Source organism: Methylobacterium sp. Leaf125, from assembly GCF_001423085.1.
Taxonomy (GTDB): domain Bacteria; phylum Pseudomonadota; class Alphaproteobacteria; order Rhizobiales; family Beijerinckiaceae; genus Methylobacterium.
In genome coordinates this window covers 44,226-64,952 of sequence record NZ_LMNU01000002.1, presented here as the reverse complement: position 1 = coordinate 64,952, position 20,727 = coordinate 44,226, and the positions used below count along the sequence as shown (strand labels likewise).

Here is a 20,727-nt window from a genome sequence, read left to right as displayed (position 1 = left end):
GGCCAGAGCCTGCCGGGTTAGGGTCGTCCTGTCCAGACACCCGGAGACAGCCCGATGCCCCTCGAGATCGGCCTTCTGACCTTCCCCGACGTCCAACAGCTCGACCTGACCGCGCCCTACGAGGTCTTCGTCGGAATCCCGGAAGCGCGGGTCCATCTCGTGGCCGCCGACCGGGGACCGGTGACGAGTTCCACCGGCCTCGTGCTCGCCCCGACGCTGGCCATGGCCGACTGCCCGCAGCTCGACGTCGTCTGCGTGCCCGGCGGCCTCGGGGTGAACCCGCTGATGCAGGATGCGGCGGTCCTGGCCTTCCTGCGCGAGCAAGCGGAGGGGGCCCGCTACGTCACCTCCGTCTGCACCGGGGCCCTGGTGCTCGGGGCGGCCGGGCTCCTGCGGGGCCGGCGCGCCACCACCCACTGGGCCAGCCTCGACCTCCTGGCGGCCTTCGGGGCGATCCCGGTCTCCGAGCGGGTGGTGCGCGACGGCAACCTCCTCACGGGCGGCGGCGTCACCGCCGGGATCGACTTCGCCCTGACCCTGGCGGCCGAGCTCTCCGGGCGGCCGGCGGCGGAGGCGATCCAGCTCGGCCTCGAATACGCGCCCGCCCCGCCCTTCGCCGCCGGTACGCCCACCGCCGCCGGCCCGGCCGTGCTGGCGGCCGTGCGGGGGCGCCTCGCTGCCGGCCGGGCCGAGCGGGAGCGCATCGTGGGCGCGATCACCGGGGCGACCGACATCGTCTCCTGGGGACCGACCGGGCCCTGAGCCGGGCCGCGCCGGTCCTTTCCGCGTTCTTAAACGTATTCTGCGCGCCTAGCGGGCGGCACCGGCGAATCTAAAGTGCGCGACCTCGGAACTGAACGACCTTGCCGGCCCTCGAGTGCGGGAGTGGACCATGACGACGGGCATCGCCACCGGCGCGGGCGCGACGCGGCGGGCGGATCTCCCCGATGCCCTGCGCATGGGGGCGATGGGCGCGATCCTGCTCTTCATGCTGATCGGAGCCGATCCCTTCCTCGACGGGACGGCGGCGGAGAACGCCGCCTCGCGGGCCGGCGGCAACCTCGTCAACCAGGTGCTGTTCCTGGTCATGGCGGGCATCGCGGTGGCGGTGCTCGCCTGGCGCGGGCGCGAGGCCCTGCGCCCCCTGGCCACCCTGCCCATCCTGGCGATGCTGGCCTGGATCGGCGTCTCCACCGTCCTCTCGATCGAGCCCGCGGTCTCGGCGCGGCGCCTCGTCTCCCTCGTCATCATGTTCGGCGGGGTGGTGAGCGTACTGGTGCTCGCCCGCGACGCGCGCCAGTTCGCCCACGTCCTCGGTGGCACCGTCCTCCTCGTGCTGGCGACCTGCTACCTCGGCCTCGTGCTGGTGCCCGAGCGCGCCATGCACACCGCCCTCGACCTGATCGAGCCCGAACATGCGGGCAGCTGGCGCGGCGTCTTCTCCCACAAGAACGGCGCCGGCGCGGCCATGAGCCTGTTCATCATCGTCGGGCTGTTCTGGGCCGGCATGGGCCAGCGCCTCCTGGGCTCTGCGGTCGTGGTGCTGGCGGGCGTGTTTCTCGTCTTCACCAACGCCAAGACCTCCCTGCTCATGACCCCGGCGGTGCTCGGCCTGACCTGGGCCTGCACCCTCTCGGCCTCGGGTGCCTGGCGCCGCCTGGTGCTCCTCGGGCCCTTGGGGCTGCTGCTCCTGCTCACCGTGGGCTCGGTGATGTCGTCGGGCCTTGGCGCCCTGGTGGCGGGCCTGGCCACCGACCCGACCTATACTGGCCGCACCGAGATCTGGCGCTTCGCCCTCGACAACATCGCCAAGAAGCCCGTCACCGGCTTCGGCTACGGCGCCTTCTGGGAGAGCGTGTTCTACGGCGGCGGCGGCGATGCCACGACCTGGGTCAACCGCGCCACCGACGCCCATGACGGCTACCTCAACACCGCCCTGGAGAGCGGCCTGCCGGGCCTCGCCCTCACGGTGTGGTGGATGGTGCTGGCCCCCCTCTCCGACCTCCAGGCCCAGCGCCGGTCCGAGGCCGGCCCCGCCCTCGACCCCCTGCGGCTGCTCTTCCTGCGGATCTGGCTGTTCGGCCTGATGGTGGGGGTCTTCGAGTCGGTGTTCTACCAGGCCACCAACGCGCTGTTCTTCCTCGTCGCCCTCTCGGTCTTCGGCCTGCGCTTCGGGGCCGCCGGGCAGGTCGTCGCGGAGTCCCCGCGATGAGCGCCCCCTCCCCGTCCGCCCATCCGCCGCCCGCCCATCCGCCGGCGGCGCCGCTGCACGCGCTCACCGCCCTGCGCTTCGTGGCCGCCGCCTACGTGGTGGCGTTCCACTACGCGACCTTCTTCTTCGCCGATGCGGCGATCCCCGAGGCGGTGCGCCTCGGCTATTCCGGGGTGACCTTCTTCTTCCTGCTCTCGGGCTTCATCCTGGCCCATACCTACCGGGACGTGGACCTGACCGACCGCGCCGCCCGCGCGCGCTTCGCCTGGGCCCGGGTGGCGCGGGTCTACCCGGTCTACCTGGTCTGCCTCGTCCTCGCCCTGCCCTGGTTCGCCGCCTGGGTGGCGAAGTCCACCCAGCCCCTGCAGGGGCTGATGGCCGCGAGCGCGGTGCTAGCGCCGCTGGGCCTGCACGCCTGGGTGCCGGGGGCCGCCTGCGCCCTCGACTGCCCGAGCTGGTCGATCTCGGTGGAGGTGGTCTTCTACGCCCTGTTTCCCCTCCTGCTGCCCCTGGCGCGCCGGGCGCCCGGCCGCACCGCGCGGCTGACCCTCGCCGCCTGGATGGCCCTGACCGCCGGGACCGCCCTCGCCTTCGCGCGCTACGCCCCCGGCGTCTCGCTCATCGATCCGGAGGCGGGGGGCGCCGGCCCGGTGCTGCTGGCCCAGGCCATCAAGTACAACCCCCTGCTGCGCCTGCCGGAATTCGTGGCGGGGCTCCTCCTCTACGGGGCTTGGACCCGCTGGCGCCTGCCGACGCCCGCCCTCCTCGCCCTGGCGGCCCTCGCGGGCCTGGGGCTGGTGGCGGGGGCGCCCCACCTGCCCGCGGTGCTGCTCCACAACGGCCTCACGGCCCTGGCCTGGGCGCCCCTGATCCTGGCCGGCGCCCAGCTTCGCGGCGGCCCCCTGGTGAAGCCCGGCTTCGTCTTCCTCGGCCGGATCTCCTTCGCCCTCTACCTCATCCACGTCCCGGCCTACGCCCTGGTGAACAGCCTCGACCGGATCGCCCTCGGGGGCCGCCTCGCCGCCGCGCCCTGGCTCGGGGCGGGGCTCGCCGCCGCCCTGGCCCTGGCCCTGAGCGTCCTCCTGCACCGGGGCCTCGAGGAGCCGATGCGCCGGCGCATCCTGCGCTGGGCCGCGCGCCCGCGGAGCGCCGGCCCCGTCGCCGTGGGCTGAACCGCCCCCGTCAGGGAGCGTTCAGCAATCCCCCGGCAGGATCACCGTCCTCCGGCCTCCCGGCGGCCGGATGGTCAAAGACAACACAGGTCACACCAGCAGAAGGTCATGGCTTCATGTCCGTGAAATCGCTGTTTCACCCGAAATCGCTGTTTCGCACGATGCTCGCCCGCGCGACGCTGACCGCGTCGCTCGGTGTCGCGGGTGCCGTCGGCCTCGCCGCAGCCGCCCAGGCGGCGCCCCTCGCCCCGGCTCCCGCCGGGACGCTGACGGGTCCCGCCCTCGAGACCGTCGCCTATGGCTGCGGTCCAGGCTTCATCCCGAACCGGTTCGGCGATTGCCGGCCGATGTACCGCCCCGACGGATATTACCGTCCGCGGCCGTTCTACGGGCCCCGTCCCTTCTACGGACCGCGCTACGGCTACTACCGCCCGCGCCCGCGCCCGCCCTTCGGGCCCTATTTCTAGACTCGGACGCGTCTCGACTTCGAACCCGTCCCCCTTCCGGGCTTGTCCCGACACCAGACCGGGCGGCGGCGCGCCGCCCGCGTCACTTCGCTGCCGCGCGCCGGCGCCGTGCCGGGACTAGGACCTTTGGCCTGTCCCGAAACCCCGCACCCGGGGAACTCCCATGCGCGCGCTCCTCCTCCTTGGTCCGTTCCTGATCGGCCCGTTCCTGATCGGCCTGTCGGCGATCGTCCTCCCGGGTACCGCCAGGGCCGAGACGGTGCTGCCCACGGTCGACGCGGCCAACACCCGCTATTCGGATCTCGACCAGATCACCGCCGCCAATGTCGGCCGGCTCCGGGTGGCCTGGACCTTCTCCACCGGCGTGCTGCGCGGCCACGAGGGGGCGCCCCTGGTGGTGGACGGGATGATGTACGTCCACACCCCCTTCCCCAACACCGTCACGGCCCTCGATCTCGACCAGGACGGGCGCATCCTCTGGCGCTACGAACCGAAGCAGGACCCGGGGGTGATGCCGCTCCTGTGCTGCGACACGGTCCATCGCGGACTCGCCTATGCCGACGGCGCCCTCTTCCTGCAGCAGGCCGACACCACCCTGGTCTCCCTCGACGCGAGGACCGGCCGGGTGAACTGGTCGGTCCGCAACGGCGACCCGGCCCGGGGCGAGACCAACACCGCCGCCGTGCTGCCGGTGAAGGGCAAGGTCCTGGTGGGCCTCTCGGGGGGCGAGTTCGGGGTCCAGTGCCACGTCACCGCCTACGACGCCCAGACCGGCGCCCGGCTCTGGCGCGCCACCGCGACGGGCACCGACGAACAGATGCGGGTCGACCCCACGCGCACGACGGCGCTCGGCAAGCCGGTCGGCCCGAATTCCTCCCTGAAGAGCTGGGAGGGCGACCAGTGGAAGACCGGCGGCGCCTGTGCCTGGGGCTGGTTCGCCTACGATCCGGGCCTCAACCTCGTCTATTACGGCACCGGCAATCCCTCGACCTGGAATCCGCGCCAGCGCCCCGGCGACAACCGCTGGGCGACGTCGATCGTGGCCCGCGACCCCGACACCGGCATCGCCCGCTGGCTCTACCAGATGACGCCCCACGACGAGTGGGACTACGACGGCGTCAACGAGATGATCCTCACGGACCAGAAAATTGACGGCGTCACCCGCCCGCTCCTGACCCATTTCGACCGCAACGGCTTCGGCTACACCCTCGACCGCGCCACCGGCGAACTGCTGGTGGCGCAGAAGTTCGACCGCTCCGTGAACTGGGCGAGCCACGTGGATCTCGACCGGGCCTCGCCGGATTACGGCCGCCCGGTCCGCGACCCGCGCTATTCCCCGGAAGCCACCGGCGAGGACGAGACCACCACGGGCATCTGCCCCGGCGCCATCGGGGCCAAGAACCAGCAGCCGGCGGCCTATTCCCCGCGCACCCGGCTGTTCTACGTGCCGACCAACCACATCTGCATGGATTACGAGCCATTCCAGGTCAGCTACACCCCCGGCCTGCCCTATGTGGGCGCCACCGTGAGCCTGCACCCGGCCCCCGACGATCCCCGCACCGGCACCCTGACCGCCTGGGACGGAGTCGCGGGCGCGATCCGCTGGTCGATCCCCGAGCCGTTCTCGGTCTGGTCCGGGGTGCTCGCCACCGCCGGGGACGTGGTCTTCTACGGCACCCTGGAGGGCTACCTGAAGGCCGTGGACGCCCGCTCGGGACGCGAGCTCTACCGCTTCAAGACTCCCTCGGGCATCGTCGGCAACGTCACCACCTACCGCCATCGGGGCCGGCAATACGTGGCCGTGCTCTCCGGCGTCGGCGGCTGGGCCGGAATCGGCCTCGCGGCCGGGCTCACCGACCCGAACGACGGCGCCGGGGCGGTGGGCGGCTACGCCGCCCTGTCGCGCTACACGGCGCTCGGCGGCCAGCTCACCGTGTTCGCCCTGCCCGAGTGATCTTCGCCCTGCCCGAAATCCCTGCCCCGGAAGTCCCTGCCCCAAATCATCTTTGGGGAGCGCCGGGGATCTTTCGGACGGCGCGAGAGCCGGCCGCCGGTCAGCCGAGATCCTCGTCCTCCTCCGCCGGGGCGTAGACCGCCTCGCCGAGGCGCTTCAGCGGGCCGCCCGGTCCCGAGCGCTTCCACAGGCGTGTGTTGAGGGCGGCCACGGGGTCGTGCCCCGGCACCGCGAAGCCCAGCGCCGTCAGGCCCTCGAGGATCTCGCCGGCATGGAGGGGCCGGCCGGCCTCGTGCAGCAGGTTGACGGCAGCCGCCACCAGGGCGCGTCCGTGCCGGCGGGCGGCCACGAGGTCCTCGCCCGCCCGCGCCGCGTCCGGCAGCGGGTCGAGCCCTTGACCTTGCCCGGCGCCGGGCACGGGAATGGAAGCAGGTTCTGGAACCTCCGGCCGCCCCGGCGGCACGTCGGCGGCGCGGCTCGGCCCGCCGAGGCGGCGGCCGAGCTCGAGGTAGAGCTGGTGCTCGGCGATGGCGCGGTCGAGCGCGTCGCGACGATGGCGCAGGTCGCGCAGGGCGGCCTCGGCCTCGGCCTCGGACAGGAACATGGACGCCTCACGGAATATTCTTCAGAACCGACCGGGGTCAGATCGGTTCGTCGAATATTCCTTATGCCCAGCGTCTCCGCAAGATATATTCCCTAGGCCATAGAGGGAATATCCGTCACGCCACGGCCTGCGTGGCCTTGCGCGGCGGCCTGGCACCCCGCGGCGGGATCAGCAGGGTGCTCGGGTCGGCGGGCTGCAGCAGCATGCCGGTGTCGTCGAGGCGGATGGGCAGCTTCGGGAACACCTCCTGCAGGTGGACGAGATCCGCCTTGAAGGCCTGCCGGAAACTGCGGATGCTGGCATTGTCGGCGCCGAACTGCTTGTGCAGGTTGTCCCAGGTCAGCCGCAGGGGCCGCTGCAGGGCGCGCAGGCGGTAGCCGACCCAGAACAGCAGGTCGAGCTTGCGCGCCGAGCCCGAGAAGGCCTTGGCCGCGCGGATGTCCACCGGCAGGGCGTGCTGGATCAGGTTGTCGTAGAAATCCTGGTGGAACTGGACGCTCTTCTGCCAGACCACCCCGTCGGCGCCCTGCGGCAGCCAGAGGTCGAGTTGGCGGAAGGGCGGCACGTTGAGGGTGCTGGCGCTGCCTGCCCCGTCCCAGAGGCCGATCTGCAGGGTGCAGGCGGCCAGCCGCGCCAGTTGCTCCTTGAACTGCCGGATGGTGCCGCGCTCGCCGCCCGTGACGGCGAAGCCCATCTCCTTCATGAAGCCCGACAGGCTGTCGGCCACCGCCACGGTGGGGCTGCGCTGGCGCACGGCCTCGGTGCAGAGGTGCAGCAGGACGAGGCGGGCCTTGGGGCCGTAGGGCAGGCCCTGGAACTCCATCTCGCCGGTGGCGGGGTTCTTCAGCCGCCCGGCCAGGAGGCTGAGGGAATTCCGGCCGTATTCGCGGAAGAACTCGCGCGTGTCGCCGGGGTCGCGATAGGGGAGGCCGCAGAGCGCCAGCACCGAGTGGATGTGCTGGAGGTTCTCCGGGCCCGTGGGCTCGGTCTCGATGACCTCGCGGATGGCGTCCCGGCGCCGCTGGTCGCGGCCCATGGCCTGGCGCCGGTCGACCACGGCACCGCGGGCGGCGGCCTCCGCGTCCCGGGCCCGCTGCCGGTGCAGGATGGTCTCCGCGATGGTGGCGAACAGGAAGCTGCCGCGGGCCGCCTCGACCTCGGCCAGGAGGTCCGCGTCGCGGATGCCCGCCAATGTGTCCTCGATCCCCAACAGACCCTGCCCCGATCGACCCCGAACCACGCCACCCGGCGACCATGCCCGATTCCCCGCCCGGGAGTCTCGGCGACCGAGGCGGAAGGTGGACGTCATCCCGGCTATCCACCGGCCGGGACGGGACAAAGGCTCGCGGGCCTGCACGCGGGATCCGGCCGCAGCGCCCCGACGCAGAGTTCGATACGGGGCCGGATTCGGCACAATCCCCAGAGTTCACCGCTCCCGTCCCGGATCCACGCCGAACCCGATACGCAGTTACGCAGAATCCCATGCACCGCCCGGGTTTGCGCACGCAGAGTCCGATACGGATCTGCGCAGAGTTCCATACGCAGCTGCGCAGAGTTCGATGCGCGAACACCCGTCAAGCCACGGGGAAAGCAGGGGTTTTGGCGCCCCCATATAACTCTCAGAAATGACTCTCTGAGAATCTCTTACTGATACCTTTCCTAAGGGTCCGGGTGTCGTTCGGAAGAACGAACACACCCCCGGCCAAGGCTTTTTCATGGGAATTTTCCAAAGCAAGCCACCGCCTCTCCCGCCTCCATCCCCAGCCTCACGGGTTGACCCGCAATCCGCTAAGGCAAGCGGATCGCGGTCGGATGGGAGGATTGGCGTGAGGATCGAGGATTTGCTGGCGCTGATGGCACAGCTGCGCGACCCGGAGACCGGCTGCGCCTGGGACGTGGCCCAGGATTTCGCCAGCATCGCGCCCTACACGGTGGAGGAGGCCTACGAGGTGGCCGACGCCATCGCCCGCGGCGACGCGGAGGATCTGCGCGACGAGCTCGGCGACCTCCTACTCCAGGTAGTCTTCCATGCCCGAATCGCGGAGGAATCCGGGCTGTTCGCCTTCCCGGACGTGGTCCGGGCCGTGATGGAGAAGATGGTCCGGCGCCACCCGCACGTCTTCGCACCGGACGGCTCCCTGCTGCCCGCTGGCTCCCCCCGGCGCGACCCCGAGGCCGTGGCCGTCCAATGGGCGGCGATCAAGGCCGAGGAGCGCCGGGTCAAGCCCTCGCGAGAGCCGGGACCGCTGGCGGGCATTCCCCTGCCGCTGCCCGCCCTGACGCGGGCGGAGAAGCTTTCGGCCCGGGCCGCCAGCTACGGATTCGACTGGACCGATCCGGCGCAGGTGGTGCTGAAGGTGCGCGAGGAGATCGACGAGGTCGCCGACGCCATGGCCCACGGCACCCGGGCGGCGGTGGCGGAGGAACTCGGCGACCTCTTGTTCTCGGTGGCCAACCTCGCCCGCCACCTCGGAGTCGATCCGGAATATTCCTTACGAGAAGGGAATAGGAAGTTCGAGCGCCGCTTCAACGCCATGGTGGCAGCCCTGGCGGCGCAGGGGCGCGGACTCGCCGACAGCGACCTCGACGCGATGGAGGCGGCCTGGGCGGCGGTCAAGGTGGCGGAGAAGGGCTGACCCCGGCGGTGCCCCCGGCTGGGCACACTCGAGCGCTCGCCCCGGGAGCTCAGGCCGGGCGTCGGCGGAACGGCCAGTCGATGACCCCGCCGGCATAGAGGGCCCACCAGACGAAGACCGGCTGAAACGCCAGTCGGGGGCCGTGGTACCACCAGCTGTCGGGCAGGCCCGGCACGACGATGCCCTCCAGCGCGTGCTTGAGGTTGGCCGGGAAGACGCAGACCGCGTAGAGGGCCAGGCCGATCCCGGCCCAGCGCCGGGTCGGACCCCAGGCGAGGCCGAGCACCCCGGCGAGCTCGCACAGGCCGGTGACGATCACCACGAGGCGGGGCTCCGGCACCCAGTCCGGCATGATCGGCAGGAAGGCGTCGGGGGCGGCGAGGTGGACCACGCCGATGAAGCCGTAGGCCGCCATCAGGGGCAGGCGCCACCAGACGCGCGGCGCCGTCATGACTCGAGTGCCGTCATGGAGCGAATGCGTCGCGCAGGTCGGCCACGAGGGCTGCCACCACGGGGTTGTCGGCGCTCGCGAAGGGGGTCTCGCCGATCGCCGTCACGGGGGCGAGACCCCGCAGGGAATTGGTCACGAACACCGCCTCGGCGCGCCGCAGCGCGTCGAGGCCGAAGCTGCGTTCGGCGACGGACACGCCGAGGCGCGGGGCACATCCCGAGAGAACCTCGGCGCGCAGGATGCCCGGCAGCACGCCGTCCGACAGGGGCGGGGTGACGAGGCCGCCGTCGATCACCGCGAACAGGTTGGCCGTGCCGGCGCAGGCGACGTGCCCCCGCGTGTTCCGGAACAGGGCCTCGTCGAAGCCCGCGGCCCGGGCCGCGCCGACGGCCAGCACCGCGTCGAGGTAGCCCAGCGTCTTCAGCTGCGCGGCCGGCGAGGTCTCGTTGCGACGGATCTCGGTGGGGTGGAGGGTGAGGGGCGCGAAGGCGAGGGCCGGTCCCACCGGGGCCGCGCTCGCCCACAGCACCGGCCGCGGCTCGGCCGGGGGGCTGAGCCCGCGCGGGCCGGAGCCCCGGGTCACGGTGGTGCGGATCGCCGCCAGGGGATGGGCCCCGCCGGCGCGCGCCGCGAGCGCCCGCATGGCGTCCGCGATGCGCTCGGGCGCCACGGGAAAGCCCAGCGCCGCGGTGGCGGCGGCGAGGCGGTCGACATGCGCAGCCTCGAACACGATGCGGCCGCGCCGGGCCAGCGCGGTGTCGAACACCCCGTCCCCGAGGGTCAGGCCCCGGTCGGCGAGGTCGAAGGGCACCGGCCCCTCGGTGAGGCCGCCGTCAAACCACAGCATCGGTCTGGGCCGGCAGGGCATGGTCGGCGCGCCAGTCGCGGGCGAGGCGCAGGAAGTTGGCGAAGACGGCGTGACCGTTCTCGGTGAGCACCGATTCCGGGTGGAACTGCACGCCCCAGGTCGGGTGGCTCCGGTGCGACAGGGCCATCACCTCTCCCTCGGGGGAGACCGCGTCGACGCTGAGGCGGTCGGCCATGCCGGGTTCGGGCGCCACGATGAGCGAGTGGTAGCGACCGACCTGCATCGGGTCGGGCAGGCCGGCGAAGAGCCCGGCCCCGTCGTGGCGGATCGGCGTGGCCTGCCCGTGCAGCGGGCGCCCGGCCCGCGCGACCCGGCCGCCGAAGGCCGCGCCGATGGCCTGGTGGCCGAGGCAGACGCCGAGCAGCGGCACCGCGCCGGAGAGCTCCCGGATGGCGGGGAGCGAGATGCCGGCCTCCGCCGGGGTGCAGGGACCGGGCGAGATCACGATCGCCTCGGGCTCCAGGGCGCGGATGCCGGCGACGTCGAGGGCGTCGTTGCGCGCCACCCGCACGGTCTCGCCCAGCTCCTCGAAGTAGCGCACCACGTTGAAGACGAAGCTGTCGTAGTTGTCGATGACGAGGATCACGGCGCCCTCCCAGCCCCGGGCTCGGCTGCCAAGACCTCGGTTTCAGCTGCCAAGGCCTCGGGCTCGGCTGCCAAGGCTTCGGGTTCGAAGGCCTGGAACACCCGGGCGGCCTTGGTCAGGGTCTCCTCGTATTCGGGGCCCGGCTCGGACAGCAGGGTGACGCCGCCCCCCGCCTGCAGCACGGCCCGGTTCCGGTCCATGAACACGGTGCGGATGGCGATCGCGGTGTCGAGGTCGCCGCTGAAGTCGAGGGCGCCGATGGCGCCGCAATAGAGTTCGCGCGCGTCGCCCTCGATCTCCGTGATGATGTCCATGGCGCGCAGCTTCGGCGCGCCGGTGATCGAGCCGCCCGGGAAGGTGGCGGCGATCAGGTCGAGGGCGTCCATGTCCGCTTTCAGGGTTCCGGTAACCACCGACACGAGATGGTGGACCGAGGCGTAGGATTCGAGGCCGCACAGCACCGGCACCCGCACGCTGTGCGGCTCGCAGATGCGCGAGAGGTCGTTGCGCAGGAGATCGACGATCATGATGTTCTCGGCCCGCTCCTTGGCGTTGGCCTGCAGCGCCTCGCCCAAGCGCGCGTCGGCGGCCGGGTCGGCCACGCGCCGCACCGTGCCCTTGATCGGCCGGGTCTCGATCGCCCGCCCGCTGAGCTTGAGGAAGCGCTCCGGGCTGCTGGAGGCGACGCGCAGGTCCTCGAAGGCGAGATAGGCGCCGAAGGTCGCCGGGTTGGTGGCGCGCAGGCGCCGGTAGAGCCCGAACGGGTCGAAGCCCTCCGGCAGGTCGGCCTCGAAGCGCTGGGCGATGTTGGCCTGGTAGATGTCGCCGGCGCGGATGTAGTCGCGCACCCGCTCCACCGCCGCCTCGTAGCCGGCGCGGGTGAAGTTCGAGCGCCAGGCGAGCGGTCCCTGCGCCGCCGGCTCGGGGCTCGGCCGCGCCTCGGCCAGGTATGCGGCGAACTGGGCCAGCCGGGCCCGGGCCCGGGCCTCGCGCGCCGCCGGATCGGTCTCGGGAAAGCCCGTGGCGATCAGGCGGCAGCGCCCGGTGCCGTGGTCGAGGCTCAGCACCGTGTCGTAGAGGTTGAAGGCGATGTCGTCGCAGAGGCCCGTCCGCCGGGCCGGGGGGGCCACCCGCTCCAGCGTCGCGCCGAGGTCGTAGGCGAAGTAGCCGATGGCGCCGCCCGCGAAGGCGGGGCCGTCGGGGTCCCGCGCCGTGCGGTAGGGAGCGAGGCAGGCGCGCAGCGCCTCCAGGCCGGAGCCCGGGACGGGGCGTCCATCCAGGGTGGCTTGGCCATCGCGGAACCGGAAGCGCCCGAACGGGTCCGCCGCCAGGGTCGAGGTCCGCCCCAGGGTGTCGTGGTGCATGGCGCTGTCGAGGAAGGCGAGTCCCGGCAGGGCGGCCAGGGCCTCGGCCGCCGCGATGGGCTCGACGAACGGGATGTCAGCAATCCACATGACGACTCGAAGCTTTCAGGGCGGCGACGGACCGACGATCCCGGTGTGCCGAAGCATCGGGGGCCGACGCATCCGTCCCGGCCTGCGGTATCATGCACAGGTGGCATGCGCGATGCCGTGGCAAAAGCGCGATCCGCGCATGGCTCGACCCTGTGCGGCTCGCGTGACGGAGCGAATCCCGTTATAGGGCTGTCAACCTCTTTGTCCCGCCCTTCCCCGATTCCACGGCCGGTCCGGTTCCAGCAGCCGTGCCGACCCGACGAGCATCCATGACCGCATCCCCCCTGTCATCGACCCCCGCCGAGGCGGCGCCGAAGAGCGCCCCGAAGATCTCGTTCGTCTCCCTCGGCTGCCCCAAGGCGCTGGTGGATTCCGAGCGCATCCTCACGCACCTGCGCGCCGAGGGCTACGAGCTCGCCCGGCGGCATGACGGCGCGGACGTCGTCATCGTCAACACCTGCGGCTTCCTCGATTCGGCCAAGGCCGAGTCGCTCTCGGCCATCGGCGAGGCCATGGCGGAGAACGGCCGGGTCATCGTGACCGGCTGCATGGGCGCCCAGCCCGACGAGATTCGCGAGAAATACCCGAACCTGCTCGCGGTCACCGGCCCCCAGGCCTACGAATCGGTGGTGGCGGCGGTGCACGAGGCGGTGCCCCCGGCCCATGACCCGTTCCTCGACCTGGTGCCGCCGCAGGGGGTGAAGCTCACCCCGCGCCACTACGCCTACCTGAAGATTTCCGAGGGCTGCAACAACCGCTGCACCTTCTGCATCATCCCGTCCCTGCGCGGCGACCTGGTCAGCCGCCCGGCGGGCGACGTGCTGCGCGAGGCCGAGAAGCTGGTGAAGGCCGGCGTCAAGGAACTCCTCGTGGTCTCGCAGGACACATCCGCCTACGGCGTCGACATCCGCTACGCCACGAGCCCCTGGCGCGACCGCGAGGTCCGGGCGAAGTTCTACGACCTCGCCGCCGAACTCGGCGAGCTCGGGGCCTGGGTGCGGATGCACTACGTCTACCCCTACCCGCACGTGGACGAGGTCATCCCCCTGATGGCGGAGGGCAAGATCCTCCCCTACCTCGACATGCCGCTCCAGCACGCGAGCCCCTCGGTGCTGAAGCGCATGCGCCGGCCCGGCAACCAGGAGCGCCAGCTGGAGCGCATCCGGCGCTGGCGCGAGATCTGCCCGGACCTTGCCATCCGCTCGACCTTCATCGTCGGCTTCCCCGGCGAGACCGAGGCCGAGTTCGAGGAGCTGCTCGCCTGGATCCGGGAGGCCAAGCTCGAGCGCGTCGGCTGCTTCGAGTTCGAGCCGGTGGCCGGCGCCGTGGCCAACGGCCTCGGCGACCTCGTTCCCCCGGAGGTCAAGGCCGAGCGCAAGCGTCGCTTCATGGAAGCCCAGCAGGGCGTCTCCGCCCGCCTGCAGAAGGCCCGCATCGGCAAGCGCCTGCCCGTGATCATCGACGCGGCCGATGGCACCGTCGCCAAGGGCCGCTCGAAATACGATGCCCCCGAGATCGACGGGAACGTTCACATCACGGCGCGCCGACCCCTGCGGGTGGGCGACATCGTCACGGTGAAGATCGAGCGCGCGGACGCGTACGATCTCTATGGCAGCGCGGTGTAGACCGCGACGCGTCTCTCTCCCCGTCGTGAGGAGGCGGTAGGGTGGTCGTGTGCCCCTCGGCCGATTGAGGCTAGCGGAGCCACCTCTCCCCCGAGGGCAGGTCTATCGCCTCGGGTGGCGCGCCGTCATTCCGGGACGCCGAGGGCGAGCCTGGAATCCGGGGTCGCTGACGGTGCGAGGCCTCGCATCACCTGGGTTTCTGGATCCCGGGCTCCGCTGCGCGGTCCCGAGGATGACCGGATGCTGCGAGCGCGTTTCCGAAGCGCAGTTCGGCGGCGCTGCCCTGTCGCAAGGGAGAGGGCAGCGCGTCTTGTTCGGACAGGGCAGCACGGCCGAGAGACGGGCTCGTAAGCCTACCCGCCCCCGATCGCCCCGCTCATGATCCGCCCGACTCCGGCCGCCGCCATGTCGCCCCAGGCCCTTTCCACCGAGCCGTCCCGGTCGATGCCCCGCACGGCGTCCGCGACCACCAGGGCCTCGAGACCGGCCGCCCGCGCATCGCGGGCGCTCCAGGCCACGCAATGATCCGTGGCGAGGCCGCACAGGACCACCCGCGTGAAGCCGCGCTCGCGCAGGTAGCCGGCCAGCCCCGTGGGCGTGCGGCGGTCCGCCTCCAGGAAGGCCGAGTAGCTGTCGACCCCTGGATGGTGGCCCTTGCGGATCACCAGCTCGGCGCGGTCCGCCGCGAGGCCGGGGGCGAGGGCGGCCCCGGCGCTGCCCTGCACGCAATGCTCCGGCCACAGCATCTGCGGGCCATAGGCCAGCGCTACGGTGTCGAAGGGCGCCCGGCCGGGATGGCTGCTCGCGAACGAGACGTGCCCCGGCGGGTGCCAGTCCTGCGTCAGCACCGCGTGCGGGAACAGGCCGAGGAGGCGGTTCACCGGCCCGACCACGGCGTCGCCCTTGGGCACGGCGAGCGTCCCCCCGGGCAGGAAGTCCACCTGCACGTCGATGACGAGGAGGACGTCCCGGGCTTCCGGAGTCACGCGATCCTCCGATCCCGGGAAAGCCGGATCACGGGATCATCACCGTGGCGCCGGTGGTCTTGCGGGCGGCGAGATCCCGGTGGACCTGCTGCACGTCGGCGAGCTTGGCCGTGCTGTGGACCGGGATCTTCACCGCCCCGCTCGCCACCACCGAGAACAGGTTCTTGGCCATGGCATCGAGGGTCTCCCGCTTGCTCGCATGGGCGAAGAGCGAGGGGCGGGTGGCGTAGAGCGAGCCCTTCTGGCCCAGCAGCGCCAGGCTGAAATCGTCCACCGGACCGGAGGCCGAGCCGAAGCTGACGAACAGGCCCAGCGGGCTGATGCAGTCGAGGGAGGCCGGGAAGGTATCCTTGCCGACACCGTCATAGACCACCGGCACGCCCTTGCCGCCCGTGATCTCCCGGACGCGGGCCGAAAAATCCTCGTCGCGGTAGAGGATGACGTGGTCGCAGCCGTTGGCGCGGGCGAGCTCCGCCTTCTCCGCCGAGCCGACGGTGCCGATCACCGTGGCGCCGAGATGCTTGGCCCACTGGCAGGCGATGAGGCCGACGCCGCCGGCAGCGGCGTGAAACAGGATGGTGTCGCCCGGCTTCACCGCGTAGGTCCGGTGCAGCAGGTACTCGGCAGTGAGGCCCTTGAGCATCATCGCGGCGGCGGTCTTATCGTCGACGTCGTCGGCGAGGTGCACGGCGGCGCTCGCCTCGATCACCACCTCCTCCGCGTAGGTGCTCGCGGCCGAGCCGTAGGCGACCCGCTCGCCGACCCGGAAGTCGGTGACGCCCTCGCCCAGGGCCACGATCACGCCGGCGCCCTCCTTGCCGGGGATGAAGGGCAGCTGGGGTGCCTTGTAGGCGCCCGAGCGAAAATAGATGTCGATGAAGTTCACCCCGATGGCGGTCTGGCGGACGTGGATCTGGCCGGGGCCCGGAGCCGGCAGCGCCACGTCCTCGTAGCGCATCACCTCGGGGCCGCCGTACGCGTGAACCTGGATCGCCTTCGGCATCGTGTCGTTCCTCAGTGTGGGTCTTCAGTGCGGATCTTCGGCGGGACGGATGCGACGCCACCGGCCGCGATGACTGCGACATAGACGGTCCCGGCCCGCCGGCAATGGCGCAAGGCTCGCATCCCTCCCCTGCTGGCCCATGTGCCACCCCCGCGGACCCATGTGTGCCCGCGCACGGGGCTGGCGCCTCCGGGCGGCGGGGGCGACCGGATTGCGTCCGCGGCGGCCCCGTGATTAACGCAGGTTAATGATCCGGTCCGCGTCGCGCTGCCGGGGCTTGGACCCGGAGAGCGCCGACTCGGTCCGGCCGGGGCGACACGACTATGAGGGCGGATCGGCGGATGGATGAGATCGTGTGGATCCGGCCCGCCGGCTACGACCCCGCGGTCCAGCCGGGCACGATCCTGCGCCCGGATGCGGGGCTGCCGGAGTTCCGGGTCCTGGCGCGCCGGCCCGTGGTGATGATGTTCCATGCCGGCCCGGCCTGGGACATCCGGCCCTTCACCCAGCTCACCCTGCGGCTCGTGGCGCCGGAGGAGACCCCGGTGCGCGCCGGATCGGAGCGATCCTCCGGGCCTGGGGGAACCGGAGGCGACGCCGGTTCGGGCGCGGCGGGTTGAGGCTCACACGATGCCGGTGAGGTAGTAGACACCGATCACCAGGAACACCGCCACGGTCTTCAGGAGCGTGATGGCGAAGACGTCGGCATAGGCCTGCCGGTGGGTCAGGCCCGTCACCGACAGCAGGGTGATGACCGCGCCGTTGTGCGGCAGGGTGTCCATGCCGCCGCTCGCCATGGCGGCGACCCGGTGCAGCACCTCCATGGGGATGTTGGCGGCCTGCGCCGCCGCGATGAAGGTGGAGGACATGGCCGCCAGCGCGATGCTCATGCCGCCGGAGGCCGACCCGGTGATGCCCGCCAGCGCCGTCACGGTCACGGCCTCGTTGACCAGGGGGTTCGGGATCGCCGAGAGGGCGTCGCGGATGACGAGGAAGCCCGGAAGGGCCGCGATGACCGCGCCAAAGCCGTATTCGGAGGCGGTGTTCATCGCCGCCAGCAGCGAGCCCGCCACCGCGGCGCGGCTGCCCTCGGCGAAGCCCTGGGAGACGGGGCGCCAGGCGAAGACCAGCACCGTGAGGATGCCGGCGAGCAGGGCCAGCTCCACGGCCCAGATCGCGGTCACGGAGGAGACCGCGGTGACGATGGGCTTGTCGAGGCCGGCCAGCACCGTCTCGGCCTTGGCGCCGTAGAGGCGCGGGATCGCGGCCGTGAAGGCGAGGTTCGACAGGCCGACCACGATCAGCGGCAGGAGGGCGATGGCCGGGTGGGCGCGGGCGGCCGCGTCCATCACCTGCGGCTCGTTGCTGTGGCCGGTGCCGTAGCCCTCGCCCCGGCGCTTGGCCGAGGCGATGCGCCGGTCGAGATAGGCGACGCCGGCGACCAGGATGAAGGCCGCGCCGATCAGCCCGAGCCAGGGGGCGGCCCAGGTGTTGGTGCCGAAGAAGGTGGTGGGGATGATGTTCTGGATCTGCGGCGTGCCGGGCAGCGCGTCCATCGTGTAGGAGAAGGCGCCGAGCGCGATGGTGCCGGGGATCAGGCGCTTGGGGATGTCGCTGAGGCGGAAGGCCTCTGCCGCGAAGGGATAGACCGCGAACACCACCACGAAGAGCGAGACGCCCCCGTAGGTGAGCAGGTTGCACACCAGCACGATGGAGAGCACCGCCCGCCGGGCGCCCACCAGCTCGATCACGGCGGTCACGATGGAGCGGGAAAAGCCCGACATCTCGATGACCTTGCCGAACACCGCGCCGAGCAGGAACACCGGGAAGTACAGCTTCACGAAGCCGACCATCTTCTCCATGAACAGGCCGGAGAAGACCGGCAGCACCGCCGCGGGATCGGTGAGCAGCACTGCCAGCAGGGCCGCCACCGGCGCGAACAGGATGACGCTGAAGCCGCGATAGGCGACGAACATCAGGAATCCGAGCGCCAGCAGCGCGATGAACAGGCTCATGGGAACGGGCGTCCTCCGGGCGGCCGATGTCCACGGCCTTGCACCGGATGCTACAAGCCTCGCCCCTGCGGCACCATCGCGGCCTTGACCGACGGGGTGACACGCCCCTGTTAGCGTTAGGTTTTACGGGGGCGCGTCGGCCTGCACAGGCGACGGGCCCGAGGCCGTTCAGGAGACCGCGAGCCCGTGGCGACACTTCCTCCGAAATCCGAGACCTTCGCAGTCGCCGTGGTCGGTGCCGGCGCGGCGGGCCTGAGTCTCGCCCTGGCGCTCGCCCGCGAAGGCGTCGACACCGCCCTGGTGGGCCGGCACGCCCCCGTGGCCGACGGGCGCACGGTGGCGCTCCTCGACGGCTCGGTGCGCTTCCTCGGTGCCCTCGGGGTCTGGGCCGCGATCGCGCCCGAGGCGAGCCCCCTGGCCGAACTCCACATCGTCGACGACACCGGCAGCCTGTTCCGCCCGCCCCCGGCCCGCTTCGTCGCCACCGAGATCGGCCTCGACGCCTTCGGCTGGAACGTCGAGAGCGCCCGCCTCGTCGAGGGCCTGCGCGCCGAGGCCCGGGCGGCGGCCCACCTGACCCTGTTCGAAGAGGATGCCGCGGGTTTCGCGGCCGGCGCCGACGCCGCCACGATCACGCTGGCCGGAGGGGCCACCCTGTCGGCCCGGCTCGTGGCCGGGGCGGACGGCGCCCGCTCGAAGCTGCGCGAGGCCGCCGGCATCCTGCCCCGCACCTGGTCCTACCCGCAGAGCGCCATCACGACGATTCTCGCCCACACGCGGCCCCACCGCGACGTCTCCACCGAGTTCCACACCCGGCAGGGGCCGTTCACCCTGGTGCCCCTGCCCGGCGGGCTCCGCTCCAGCCTCGTCTGGGTGATGGGCGAGAGCCCGGCCAAGCGCTTGGCCGCTCTCGACGACGCGGCCCTGGCCCGGGCGGTCGAGCACCAGGCCCAGGCGATGCTGGGGGCGATGCGCGTCGACGGGCCGCGCGGCCTCGTGCCGATGCGGGGCCTGTCGGTGCCGAGCCCGGTCGCGGCCCGCCTCGCCCTGATCGGCGAGGCCGCCCATGTCTTCCCGCCCATCGGCGCGCAAGGATTGAACCTCGGCCTGCGCGACGCCGCGTCCCTGCGGGATGCGGTGATGCGCGCGGTGTCCGATGGGCGCGACCCGGGTTCGCGCGCGGCGCTGGCCGGCTTCGCCCGCGGGCGCGACCTCGACGCGCGCTTGCGGTCGACCGCGGTCGATGCGCTCAACCGCAGCCTGCTCGCCGACCTCCTGCCGGTGGACGCCCTGCGCGGCCTCGGTCTCCTCGCCATGACGACGATCGGCCCGTTGCGTCGCGTCGTCATGCGCGAGGGCGTGCTGCCCCGCCTCGGCGCCCCGAGCCTGATGCGCTGATCAGCGCCCGGCCACGCTCCGGACCGGCTTCTCCTGCGCCGCCCTGCGGTCGACCGAGCCGGTGGCGATCTCCGCCGCCGGGTCCGTCGCGCCGTCCTGGAAGGCGGTGCCAGCCTTGCCCAGGGCGACGCCGTGGGCGAACAGGGCCTTCATATACGCCTGATCGAACGGCGCAGCAGAGGTTTTCCCGAAGCGCCCGTCGATCTGGGCGACCTGAAGGTCGAGGCCGGTGCGCCGGGCAAAGCCCTGGCTGAGGGCGAGCGCGGCCCGGGTCTGCGCCTTGATCGCCGCCGACATCGAGCGGCCGAGCACGCTCAAGGTGGTGCGCGACGCCATCTGAAAGTCGGGCGCCAGGCTGTTGTTGACGACGAGGTAGACCCGAGGCGTCGGCAGGGGCGCCGGATCCTTCGCCAGGAGCATCGATTCCGGAGCGAGGTAGTACGGCGCGGTGGTGCCGCCGTCGTCGTGCATCTCCTGGAAGTGCCTGCCGTCGCCCGCCACCGCGTCGATCATCACCGGCGGGAACACGCCGGGCACGGCCGAGGAGGCCAGGATCACCGACCGGAACAGCGCCAGCGCCTTCGGGCCCCCGGTCTGCGCGATGGCGCCCATGTCCCACAGGACCGGCCGCTCGCCATCCACCGCCGTGGTCGCCACCAGGAGCCGGCGGCCCTTGGCGTGCTCCGCGGCCACCGCCTTCAGCAGGGCCGGGGTCACCGCCCGGTCGATCCTGCGCTTGAGGGGCCAGGTATCGGTGAGGGCCTCGTTCGTGCCGCCGAACTCGAACACGTCCGCGGCGGAGATCTCGGTGTAGTTCTGGCGCAGGGCCGCGTCGCCGGCGGCGCCGATGAAGGCGAAGGGTGCGATCATCGCGCCGGTGCTCACGCCCGTGATGACGCCGAAATCCGGCCGGGTCCCGGCCTCGCTCCAGCCGTTGAGCAGGCCGGCCGCGTAGGCGCCGTTCTCGCCTCCACCCGAGAGAACGAGCCAGGGCTGCCTGGCGGCCGAGGCCCCGTCGAGGAGGGTACGGAAGGCGGCGGCATCGTCGCCGGGAATGCGGAGTCCTGCGGCCAGGCCGTCCGGCCGCGCCGTCGCGGCCTCCGCGGCCGTGAAGGCCACGCGCCCGGATGGCGTCTCCGCCGAAACCTGCTTCTCGGCGGCCGGCCTGGTACGCTCGGCGGCGAACGCGGTCTGCGGAAGGCTGAGCCCGATCAGGGCTGCCCCGAGTAGCACCGGATGGCGGAAGCCGGTCCGCCGGGTCGATGATCCGGACATGGGTCCGTCCTTCGTAGTCCG

General features: G+C 72.1%; 19 protein-coding genes. 9 read left to right on the top strand and 10 right to left on the bottom strand.

Going from position 1 to position 20,727, the window contains the following annotated elements:
• The first annotated feature begins 54 nt into the window (after nt 1–54).
• From ASF58_RS06180 to ASF58_RS06160, 5 genes are all read left to right on the top strand, one after another.
• Nucleotides 55–762: a DJ-1/PfpI family protein gene (locus tag ASF58_RS06180; RefSeq protein ID WP_055949058.1), complete on the top strand. Its 708-nt coding sequence runs from the start codon at nt 55–57 to the stop codon at nt 760–762.
• Between the two features lie 130 nt (nt 763–892).
• The gene (locus ASF58_RS06175) at nt 893–2,212 is read left to right on the top strand and encodes an O-antigen ligase (protein ID WP_055949054.1); all 1,320 of its coding nucleotides are present in this window, start codon (nt 893–895) and stop codon (nt 2,210–2,212) included.
• Nucleotides 2,209–3,384 carry an acyltransferase gene (locus tag ASF58_RS06170; protein ID WP_055949052.1) on the top strand — a complete coding sequence of 392 codons (1,176 nt, stop codon included), beginning with the start codon at nt 2,209–2,211 and terminating at the stop codon, nt 3,382–3,384. The genes ASF58_RS06175 and ASF58_RS06170 overlap by 4 nt, the downstream gene beginning before the upstream one ends.
• 161 nt (nt 3,385–3,545) lie before the next feature.
• Complete coding sequence (locus ASF58_RS06165; protein WP_055949227.1) at nt 3,546–3,851, top strand: hypothetical protein; 306 nt, start codon at nt 3,546–3,548, stop codon at nt 3,849–3,851.
• A 163-nt stretch (nt 3,852–4,014) separates the two neighbouring features.
• The gene (locus ASF58_RS06160; RefSeq protein WP_055949049.1) at nt 4,015–5,805 is read left to right on the top strand and encodes a methanol/ethanol family PQQ-dependent dehydrogenase; all 1,791 of its coding nucleotides are present in this window, start codon (nt 4,015–4,017) and stop codon (nt 5,803–5,805) included.
• A gap of 100 nt (nt 5,806–5,905) precedes the next feature.
• Here ASF58_RS06160 and ASF58_RS06155 read toward each other — a convergent pair whose 3' ends face one another.
• Together ASF58_RS06155 and ASF58_RS06150 are read right to left on the bottom strand one after the other, a co-directional pair.
• Complete coding sequence (locus ASF58_RS06155) at nt 5,906–6,409, bottom strand: hypothetical protein (protein ID WP_055949046.1); 504 nt, start codon at nt 6,407–6,409, stop codon at nt 5,906–5,908.
• A 115-nt stretch (nt 6,410–6,524) separates the two neighbouring features.
• Nucleotides 6,525–7,622, bottom strand: a complete 1,098-nt coding sequence (locus ASF58_RS06150; protein WP_055949223.1) for a replication protein RepA — start codon at nt 7,620–7,622, stop codon at nt 6,525–6,527.
• 613 nt (nt 7,623–8,235) lie between these two features.
• Between ASF58_RS06150 and mazG the strand changes: the two genes are divergently transcribed.
• The gene (mazG, locus tag ASF58_RS06145; RefSeq protein WP_280137529.1) at nt 8,236–9,045 is read left to right on the top strand and encodes a nucleoside triphosphate pyrophosphohydrolase; all 810 of its coding nucleotides are present in this window, start codon (nt 8,236–8,238) and stop codon (nt 9,043–9,045) included.
• A gap of 49 nt (nt 9,046–9,094) precedes the next feature.
• On the opposite strand, the gene ASF58_RS06140 is transcribed toward mazG, so the two are convergent.
• Genes ASF58_RS06140 through pabB form a run of 4 tightly spaced genes read right to left on the bottom strand, consistent with a single transcriptional unit; the run spans nt 9,095 to nt 12,404 of the window.
• Nucleotides 9,095–9,496: a DoxX family protein gene (locus ASF58_RS06140; RefSeq protein WP_055949043.1), complete on the bottom strand. Its 402-nt coding sequence runs from the start codon at nt 9,494–9,496 to the stop codon at nt 9,095–9,097.
• A 13-nt stretch (nt 9,497–9,509) separates the two neighbouring features.
• A complete protein-coding gene (locus ASF58_RS06135) occupies nt 9,510–10,343 on the bottom strand; it encodes an aminotransferase class IV (protein ID WP_055949040.1) in 834 nt (277 codons plus the stop codon).
• A complete protein-coding gene (locus ASF58_RS06130) occupies nt 10,330–10,950 on the bottom strand; it encodes an aminodeoxychorismate/anthranilate synthase component II (protein ID WP_055949037.1) in 621 nt (206 codons plus the stop codon). The genes ASF58_RS06135 and ASF58_RS06130 overlap by 14 nt, the downstream gene beginning before the upstream one ends.
• Nucleotides 10,947–12,404: an aminodeoxychorismate synthase component I gene (gene pabB / locus ASF58_RS06125; RefSeq protein WP_055949034.1), complete on the bottom strand. Its 1,458-nt coding sequence runs from the start codon at nt 12,402–12,404 to the stop codon at nt 10,947–10,949. The genes ASF58_RS06130 and pabB overlap by 4 nt, the downstream gene beginning before the upstream one ends.
• A 269-nt stretch (nt 12,405–12,673) precedes the next feature.
• Here pabB and rimO point away from each other — a divergent pair, with 269 nt between their 5' ends.
• A complete protein-coding gene (gene rimO, locus ASF58_RS06120) occupies nt 12,674–14,029 on the top strand; it encodes a 30S ribosomal protein S12 methylthiotransferase RimO (RefSeq protein WP_055949031.1) in 1,356 nt (451 codons plus the stop codon).
• A 353-nt stretch (nt 14,030–14,382) separates the two neighbouring features.
• Here the strand turns inward: rimO and ASF58_RS06115 are convergent, their stop codons facing one another.
• Together ASF58_RS06115 and ASF58_RS06110 are read right to left on the bottom strand one after the other, a co-directional pair.
• Nucleotides 14,383–15,015: a nicotinamidase gene (locus ASF58_RS06115; RefSeq protein WP_055949028.1), complete on the bottom strand. Its 633-nt coding sequence runs from the start codon at nt 15,013–15,015 to the stop codon at nt 14,383–14,385.
• Nucleotides 15,016–15,043: 28 nt separating this feature from the next.
• Nucleotides 15,044–16,018 carry a quinone oxidoreductase gene (locus tag ASF58_RS06110; protein WP_055949025.1) on the bottom strand — a complete coding sequence of 325 codons (975 nt, stop codon included), beginning with the start codon at nt 16,016–16,018 and terminating at the stop codon, nt 15,044–15,046.
• 341 nt (nt 16,019–16,359) lie between these two features.
• Here ASF58_RS06110 and ASF58_RS06105 point away from each other — a divergent pair, with 341 nt between their 5' ends.
• A complete protein-coding gene (locus ASF58_RS06105; RefSeq protein WP_181017298.1) occupies nt 16,360–16,638 on the top strand; it encodes a hypothetical protein in 279 nt (92 codons plus the stop codon).
• A gap of 3 nt (nt 16,639–16,641) precedes the next feature.
• On the opposite strand, the gene ASF58_RS06100 is transcribed toward ASF58_RS06105, so the two are convergent.
• Nucleotides 16,642–18,033 carry a GntP family permease gene (locus ASF58_RS06100; RefSeq protein WP_055949021.1) on the bottom strand — a complete coding sequence of 464 codons (1,392 nt, stop codon included), beginning with the start codon at nt 18,031–18,033 and terminating at the stop codon, nt 16,642–16,644.
• A gap of 186 nt (nt 18,034–18,219) precedes the next feature.
• Here ASF58_RS06100 and ASF58_RS06095 point away from each other — a divergent pair, with 186 nt between their 5' ends.
• Nucleotides 18,220–19,431: an FAD-dependent monooxygenase gene (locus tag ASF58_RS06095; RefSeq protein WP_055949018.1), complete on the top strand. Its 1,212-nt coding sequence runs from the start codon at nt 18,220–18,222 to the stop codon at nt 19,429–19,431.
• Here ASF58_RS06095 and ASF58_RS06090 read toward each other — a convergent pair whose 3' ends face one another.
• A complete protein-coding gene (locus ASF58_RS06090; protein ID WP_055949016.1) occupies nt 19,432–20,706 on the bottom strand; it encodes a patatin-like phospholipase family protein in 1,275 nt (424 codons plus the stop codon).
• Nucleotides 20,707–20,727: the final 21 nt, after the last annotated feature.